At 41.0% G+C, this 7,835-nt stretch carries 6 protein-coding genes and 1 riboswitch; all 6 genes read right to left on the bottom strand.

Annotated features, from left to right (window positions below):
• Nucleotides 1-142 precede the first annotated feature (142 nt).
• Complete coding sequence (gene grdC / locus HGJ98_RS12605) at nucleotides 143-1,570, bottom strand: glycine/sarcosine/betaine reductase complex component C subunit beta (protein WP_291351764.1); 1,428 nt, start codon at nucleotides 1,568-1,570, stop codon at nucleotides 143-145.
• On the bottom strand, nucleotides 1,567-2,037 hold the full coding sequence (grdA, locus tag HGJ98_RS12600) for a glycine/sarcosine/betaine reductase complex selenoprotein A (RefSeq protein ID WP_291351763.1): 471 nt from the start codon (nucleotides 2,035-2,037) through the stop codon (nucleotides 1,567-1,569). Before grdA ends, grdC begins: the two co-directional genes overlap by 4 nt.
• Before the next feature lie 88 nt (nucleotides 2,038-2,125).
• Nucleotides 2,126-2,319: riboswitch (cobalamin riboswitch) on the bottom strand.
• Nucleotides 2,320-2,409: 90 nt separating this feature from the next.
• A complete protein-coding gene (locus tag HGJ98_RS12595; RefSeq protein WP_291351762.1) occupies nucleotides 2,410-3,474 on the bottom strand; it encodes a 4Fe-4S dicluster domain-containing protein in 1,065 nt (354 codons plus the stop codon).
• A gap of 179 nt (nucleotides 3,475-3,653) precedes the next feature.
• On the bottom strand, nucleotides 3,654-4,877 hold the full coding sequence (gene nrfD, locus HGJ98_RS12590) for an NrfD/PsrC family molybdoenzyme membrane anchor subunit (RefSeq protein WP_291351761.1): 1,224 nt from the start codon (nucleotides 4,875-4,877) through the stop codon (nucleotides 3,654-3,656).
• 30 nt (nucleotides 4,878-4,907) lie between these two features.
• Nucleotides 4,908-5,684 carry a 4Fe-4S dicluster domain-containing protein gene (locus HGJ98_RS12585; RefSeq protein WP_291351760.1) on the bottom strand — a complete coding sequence of 259 codons (777 nt, stop codon included), beginning with the start codon at nucleotides 5,682-5,684 and terminating at the stop codon, nucleotides 4,908-4,910.
• Nucleotides 5,685-5,703: 19 nt separating this feature from the next.
• Nucleotides 5,704-7,281, bottom strand: coding sequence for a [FeFe] hydrogenase, group A (locus HGJ98_RS12580; protein ID WP_291351759.1), 1,578 nt, complete (start codon nucleotides 7,279-7,281; stop codon nucleotides 5,704-5,706).
• Nucleotides 7,282-7,835: the final 554 nt, after the last annotated feature.

Here is a 7,835-nt window from a genome sequence, read left to right as displayed (position 1 = left end):
TCAGGATGACACAGTGCTTAAGTTGCTTTCATAGCAAAGACATGTATAGTAAAAAGACGTGTAGCTTTTTTCCTAATATAAGGTTACCTCAGACAAGCAGTAATGTCAATATTGAGTAAAAATACAATAATATTGAAATTAACTATTTGGGGTTCCTCTGAATTATCAGAGAAAGAGCGTCATAGAGTCGGGTGAGTTTACCTAAAAAGAGGCTCCCTTTACCTATAATCATTACTTGATTCACTTTGTTTCCAAGTATAAGGTCACGGGCGAGTCCGATATAGGGTACACCTGAAGGAATATGTCCCTGGTTTGGCGCAAAACCGGGTACCCCAAAGCGGTGAATTTGCTCCTCGATTTCGGAACGATCTATTTCTCCCCTTAGAATACCTAGAGAAGCGATCATACTATAGTTCCTTTTGGCTATATCACCACACCCCGTTGGTTCGATAATTTCCGGATTCACAAGTTCTGCCGCATAACGATCCATATCTACAATTCTATATCCACCCTTTGTTAAAGGTTCAGCGATAAGAGAATGATAAACCTGTTGAGGCGAGTCACCGCAGCCAACGTTCATTCTACCAATCAGATCAGTACGTATGATAGGATTTATCCCATCATCTTTACTGATATGAAATGCAAATGCTCCCAGTATGTCTTCCAAGACGGGCATATTGTGTTCAAGGTGAATCTCCGCATTGAGCCCCAGTTTTGCGCTGCACCCTCCAGCTACTACAATTACATTTGTAAAGATACCCGACTGAACTAATGCTGCAGCTTGCATCAAGGCATGCACTGGAGCAGCACAAAATGCACGCGTATCGGCTCCACTAGCATTGGAACAGGAACAGGCTTCGGCGATAGACTTGGCAAAACTTCCGCCTCCCTTCTGTCGATTGTCTCCACAGGCTTCTTCGGAAGCTTCGATAATATAGTCTACATCCTGTGGCTTAAGCCCGGTCTTCGAAAGGAGAAGTTGAAGAGCTGCTACAGCGGAAGCCTTTGCCGTCAGGTTTTCCAATACCCTGGATGCAGTTAGAGTAGAATCCGACACGGTGGCCTTCCGGACACACCCGATAATTTGTCCTCCAAAGATCAGCGGCAGGGCTTCACGTGTTTCAATCATTTTATGAACTTCTTCATTAGAGAACGAATCATTCTGAGCCGTTTTTATTCCTTTAAGCATACATAAAGCAGGATGATAACGTAGTTTTTGTAAGATGGACTGCTTGAATCCTGCTTCCAGGCACACGAGTCCGTAAACATCAACCGCATTTAGCACGCCTAGAAACTCGTCCTCGGGAAAAATTTCACCTAACTTCCCTTGGCGCTTTCCTTCGGACAAAGCATTATTATACCAGGGTCGGGGAATATTTAATAAATCCTCAGGTAAAAGATTTCCGATAAACGCTTGATTCGGTGGATAACGGACTACACTATCAAAGCTTCGTAATTGATCCTTGATCGAATGACTTAGCTGTGAACCCTTTAAGGTTGCTTGCTGAAGAAGAAGTCCCGGTGTCTGAATTAACGTATAGCTCGTCCCTTTGATGACTGGATACTTCATTCGCTCACTTCCCATGGAAAAAATCGTTTACGTACGATTGAGACCTCTTCAATAATTCTTGAAATATCAAGGATCATTTCCATCATTTCCATATGTCGTAAATAGACTTGATGATCAATGAGTTCTTTGAGTTCGACGATATGATAAGCTTTAAGCCCTAACTGGGCTGTTGGAATCGGATCAATAAACATAAGGTTACCGCCTGCCACCGATTCAGCTGCGATGACTGCCATTTCAGGATCCGCACTGCCGAGTACAGCAATAAGTTCCTCACAGCCGTATTTCTGAGCAAGTTCTTGTATTTGAACCTGATTTTCTTGATCCATTGCTCCAGCCGATGTTCAAACGTAACAATGTGTCATCGCATAAATAACTTCCCCGCCAGCGCTAATGACACATTCCTCTAAAGATTGAGCCGGAATCCCATCCCTGTCGCCAATAACGACAACTTTTTTTCCTTTTAACATAAAACATTACTCCTTTAAACTTAGTGCGTTGGTAAAATTAAAATAGTCCTATGATCAAATTAGATTTGATCATAGGACTTTACCTTCATCCCCGACACAATAATAAGGCAGGTCTCCTGGCTAACGGGTCATTGCTAAATCACAAGGCCTTCCCAGCTTATGCCAGTGGCACTTAATAGCTCGCCGATTACAGTGGTGGGTCCGCTCCGTTTATAGCCTAAATAAGACTATTTTCGGATTCCCTATTCTCCCCTTATGGGCACCTTACTAAAATTATATTTGGATAAAGTTTATAATAATCTGAATAGGTTTTCAATAGGTTTTTGGAAATTATATTCCCGCAGGCAGCTGTCTTCCCGAAACTGTGTAATATCACGATTTTCCAGCTGTGAAACGCCCACCATTTTCATAAGCGTTCTTGCTATTAAAATTACTTGTCGCACAAGCTATACACATTGCAGGCTCTAAGTCATCAAACACTTGCTTGCCACACCAAGAACAAAACCGTCGTTTTCCTTGGTGCAAAAGAACTTTACCTGCTAGTAATCGATAAGATAAGGACTTTATCTCCATACTTAAAGCTTTAGAGCGGCATATACTGATACACCTTTGACAGCGAGCGCATTTTATTGGTTCATAAATCAATGTCAACTGTTCCTTAGTTTCTTTTTTCGTTAAAGCTCCTTGCGGACATATCCCTTCACATTCACCGCAATTTGTACAACTTTCGCTTACAGTTAATGCCGGTATTGGGAGTACCTCAGTCCCGGATTTTTGGGACTTCCAGGTTTCTCCCAAGAACTGCCGTGTCTTCGGAATAAGATACCTTTCGTTGGAAGTGATACCCGGTAACATTGCTTCCAATTTCTCACGACCGATGTCTCGCCATCCCTTTTTCTCGATCTGGTCTTGTACTGACATCGTATCCCTCATGGCCGATTCACAGTTCCCATCATCAGATGCAACTCTAATCCTTATTGGTGGATGATCTTTCCATGTATTATGAACTTCTTTAAAAATCTGCACACTCGTTTCACAAGCTTTTTTATCCGCACAATTTGCGCACACTCCGGTGTATATTATTAATTCCTTCTCCCGAGCATACAACATGAGACTCAGCCATAAATCCCTGTCGAAGATCCCTAGACAAGGAATTTCATGGCCCGCTGGGATTGCTTGTGGGCAATTTAAAACAACATTCTCTGAACGTTTAATATACTCGTACAGCTTATCGGAGTTGCGATAAAAAAATCCGCCGCTAGGACAAACAGCTATGCATATCCCACATTCTGTACAGCGTTTAGCATCAAGTTCACGGTATACGGAAATGGCATGATGAGGACAGGAGTCGATACATAACCGACAAAGATTTACAAATGCTTTTTTGGTATTGAGACAACAATCGTGATTATATACAATTTGACAATTATAAATCATTAAGACACCTCTTTTGTGCAAACCCTTATATTTTCCCAACTCAAGGTCTGTTCAGGAGCGTCGACGTCGAAGTGAAACTACATCAAGTCTACTGTGATAAAAAACAAAAGCACAGGCTGATTACTTGGCCTGCGCTATAAGTTGTATTTAAAAGAAATCTCTCTATTCCTTTAAAAGGCTTATTTCGCGGTGGTAGCGTAAGGCAATTTTTCAGTGACTGTATCGTCGTCAACTTTTGATCCTTTATGTTCAAGAATATTGAAGTTTTCTGCTATGAACAGATATGCTAAACAAGCTATTGATACTAAACCTAAGCTGACTATAACCTCTGTCCAAGCAGGGAAATAATGTCCACCGTATTGGTTGATATGTTTTCCCATTCCAGTAAACAGTACATCAAACCTGTTGAGAATGACTCCGGATACATTAAGTACTGCAAACCAGATCAGGCCTTTACGGGTACTGGACAAGGAACTGAATGCGATAATTATTGGTATTATTACGCCAAGAACCAGTTCGCTTAGGAACAAGATACTGGGTAAATCAAAGGCAAAAACATTAGCAAAGGTTCCTCTTACTACCATATCCGTGATCTTTAAGATCAAATACAAGATCATTGCTCCACCGGATATTCTAGCCAACCCTCTTAAGACAGAGATATCTATTTTATGATTTAATGCCTTCCCAGCTAGAGTACTTTCTATAATAATCATGCCTGCCCCGACAAAAAATGAGGATAACAGGAAGAACAGCGGCAGAAATGCCGACCACCAAAGGGGGTTCACTTTGCCTACAAATAGGTAGAACAACTGGCCCAATGATGATTGGTGCAGAGTTGGTAGGGTGATACCGATGATCAGCATTACAGGCATTGCTTTCTTAAGGTATTTGTGTGCCCCTTTAAATACTTTCTCTGTTGCTACTTCGCAGAATTCCAATACCTGAATCAATGTATAACATGAAATGCACCAGAAAACTTCAAACAATACGCTGGCATGTCCCCATGATACATAGGGTCTCCAGAAATTGTGCCATTGTCCTACCTCAATCAATAACCCGAGTACGACAACAATATAACCTAATAATGAAGTTAGCATTGCACTTCTTGCGATTGGATAAAACTTATCCCTGCGTAGTACGTATACGATAAGGGCTACTCCATATCCGCCTCCTGCCAGGGCTACCCCTAACAGTACGTCAAATGAAATCCATAGTCCCCATGGCCACTGGTCGTTTAGATTGGTTGTAGCTCCCAGGCCTAATACAAAACGCACCAAAATTACTGCTATGGCCACGGCAGCTATGCCCGTAAACACCCACCTCATGGGGGTCATTCTAAACTTCCATTTCACACTGCTCAATTTCTCCCCTGTTCGGTTTACAAAGGTAGTAACAAGTTCCATAAATTTCCCTCCATTCTGTTTTTTGATTTATTAATCTAGAGGTTCCTTGCCTTTATTGTTAAATATATACAATCCGGCTAAGATGGCCGCCCAGCCGACTCCTATAAATGGTGTAGCTTTCATATATCCATCTGTGTAAGAAGGCAACGGCTTGGTTGTTACATCCGTTCTAAATCTCATCTGTTCAAATGGCGTATCCGAGATATAAAGCCAGGAGGTACCCCCTGCTTCTTTCTCTCCAAATACTCTATCTACATAACCGTTTTCTTTGATTCTCTTTTTTGCCTCTGCCAATAATTGCTCTCTGTCTCCAAAGATAAGTGCTCCTGTCGGGCACACTGAGGTACACGCCGGTTCCATGTCATTGGCAACTCTTGTTGCGCACATCTGGCATTTCCGTACTCCAGGAATTGCTTTCTTCCATTCGTATCTCAGTATGTCAAATGGACATGCCATCATGCAGTAACGGCAACCTACACATAGACTCTGGTCATAAATGACCGGTCCTTGGGGAAGCTTCTGAAATGCCTTGGAGAAACATGATGATACACATGCAGGATCTTCACAGTGAAAACATTGGGTTTTGACATATCTCCATACTGATGAGCCGTCCTTCTGTAAGTCATAACGATTAATTGATGTCCATTCTTCAGGCCATAAGCCGTTGTTTGGTTCCTTTGCTCTGTCTGTAGCAGTCTTGTTTTTTTCCTGAGGATCCCATTCAAGTTCATTCCATAATTTGCAAGCTACTGAACAGCTATCACAACCTACACATTTCGGGATATCTACGAGTACGCCCTTTGTCATTTTTTTCCACCCCCTAGCCTTAATATAAGTTTCTTTCGGACTTTTTAGCAACAAGCGCTTCGGCCCTGGAAATATAATGTGTATGCAGAAGTTCTTCTGCTTTTTCGCTCATCGGAGCAGTTAAGAAGTCTGCATAGACTTGTTTGATCTCGGGATTATCATGACTGTTACGCAGTTTTGCATTAGTATCAATTTTGTACAAAGATGCGGCACGCCTGTTACGAACTTCGTCTGAAGGAGGGGACGATGCTCGAGGTTGTCCGCCACCATATTGGCAGCCTCCGGGACAAGCCATGACTTCAATGAAAACCCAGGGAGCATTACCAGCTCTAATCTGATCCATAACCTTTCTGGCATTGGCCAGACCGGAAATGACAGCAACTTTTATACTACCAAAACCTGGAATATTAACTGTTGCCTCTTTAACACCCTCCATTCCTCTTACAGGGGTTAACTCCCAAAGTGATGCAGGTGGCTGTTGTCCAGTTATAAGATAATAGGCAGAGCGAGCTGCAGCTTCCATAACACCACCGGTGGTACCGAAAATTGCACCTGCCCCTGTCCCTGTACCCATCAGCTGGTCATACTCGTCGTCTGGAAGAGAAGTAAAATCGATACCAGCTCTCTTAATCATTCTGGCAAGTTCTTTTGTTGTAAGAACTACATCCACATCAGGGGTAACATTACTATCATTTAACTCTTTTCTGGCTGAAGTCATTTCAGGACGTTGACATTCAAATTTCTTTGCAGTACAAGGCATAATGGCTACCGAAAAGATCTTTTTAGGGTCTACATTCTGCTTTTCAGCATAATAGGTTTTCATTAAAGTTCCTTCCATCTGCTGAGGAGACTTCGCTGTTGATAAATTAGGAATTAGGTCAGGATAAAAATATTCGACAAACTTAACCCAACCCGGGCAACATGATGTGAACTGTGGAGTAGGGTGGTGCAATTCCCCTTTAACACGTTTAACAAGTTCTGTGCCTTCTTCCATAATTGTCAGATCAGCAGTGAAATTAGTATCAAAAATTACGTCAAACCCTAATTTTCTCAAGGCAGCAACTTGTTTGCCCTGTACATTAGTTCCGATAGGCATGCCAAATTCTTCGCCAAGACCAATACGAGTTGCTGGTGCAGTCTGCACTACAACGGTGATATTTGGATCTGCGATGGCTTTTAGTACTTTATTAATGTCATCCCGTTCTGAAATTGCTCCAGAAGGACACCATTGGATACACTGCCCACAGTTTACACAAACAATTTCACTTTTAATCGGCAGTTCGTAATTTCCAAACACCGATTGAATCTTCTCACATACTTCAATACATTGACCACAAAGAATACATTTTTGGTCATCTCTGATAATTGAGGGGTTTGCTGGATCAATTGGAACGCGACCACGAACATTTGTTGGCCAACTGCCTGGTTCATTGTATTGGGTTGGCATCCAACCGTTTCCTCCAACAGCTTTCTCGGCTGTAATTGGTTGGCCACAACCAGCCAAATTTAGTGAGACACCAGCTAAACTTGCTCCTCCAAAAAACTTAAGGAAAGAACGTCTTGATAAATTTTTCACTTTCCCTGTTTTGCTTTCCATGTGTTTTACCACCTTTTTAGTAAACTACTTACAAAATTACAGATATTGAAACTAAGATATTTTTATTACATCTTCTACCTTTTGGATTTTTAAATTAGGAACAACGTTATTTTCACTTTGTTTTTGTGAACTTTTACACTTAAAACTATAACTAAACTATAATTTAAAACTTGTGCTTAACCGTATAGAGTTATATGTTTTCCTACTTGGAAAACATACTAATTGAATAATATTTGATATGGTGAAACAGAAAAACTATATAATAGATCCAATTTTGGGGTACTTAAGATTTGAAGCTCCTTTCTTATAAAATTGTTGAGGCGAACTAGCACTCTTATTAAGTTTAATGCCTTAATATCATCTGTCACGTTTATGTACATAAAAAAAGTGTTTTGTAGATAAATAAACTTAAGAAGATTTTGAAACAGTTTAAGTAATTTTCTAGTTTTATATTTTCCGACAGTATAAAAAAAAGGCTTTAAAAGCCTTTCATAAAGGGATATTCCGACATACCATAACATTGTTTTCGGAATACGAAGTGCCGTTTCTATAAA

This window comes from Desulfosporosinus sp., assembly GCF_014237355.1.
Lineage (GTDB): Bacteria > Bacillota > Desulfitobacteriia > Desulfitobacteriales > Desulfitobacteriaceae > Desulfosporosinus.
The sequence above is the reverse complement of the archived record's forward strand: the minus strand, read 5'-3'. Positions and strand labels throughout refer to the sequence as shown.

Excerpts from the sequence above, each read along its gene's own strand:
- nrfD (WP_291351761.1), bottom strand. The coding sequence starts at position 4,877 with ATGGAACTTGTTACTACCTTTGTAAACCGAACAGGGGAGAAATTGAGC.
- HGJ98_RS12585 (WP_291351760.1), bottom strand. The coding sequence starts at position 5,684 with ATGACAAAGGGCGTACTCGTAGATATCCCGAAATGTGTAGGTTGTGAT.
- HGJ98_RS12580 (WP_291351759.1), bottom strand. The coding sequence starts at position 7,281 with ATGGAAAGCAAAACAGGGAAAGTGAAAAATTTATCAAGACGTTCTTTC.
- grdC (WP_291351764.1), bottom strand. The coding sequence starts at position 1,570 with ATGAAGTATCCAGTCATCAAAGGGACGAGCTATACGTTAATTCAGACA.
- HGJ98_RS12595 (WP_291351762.1), bottom strand. The coding sequence starts at position 3,474 with ATGATTTATAATTGTCAAATTGTATATAATCACGATTGTTGTCTCAAT.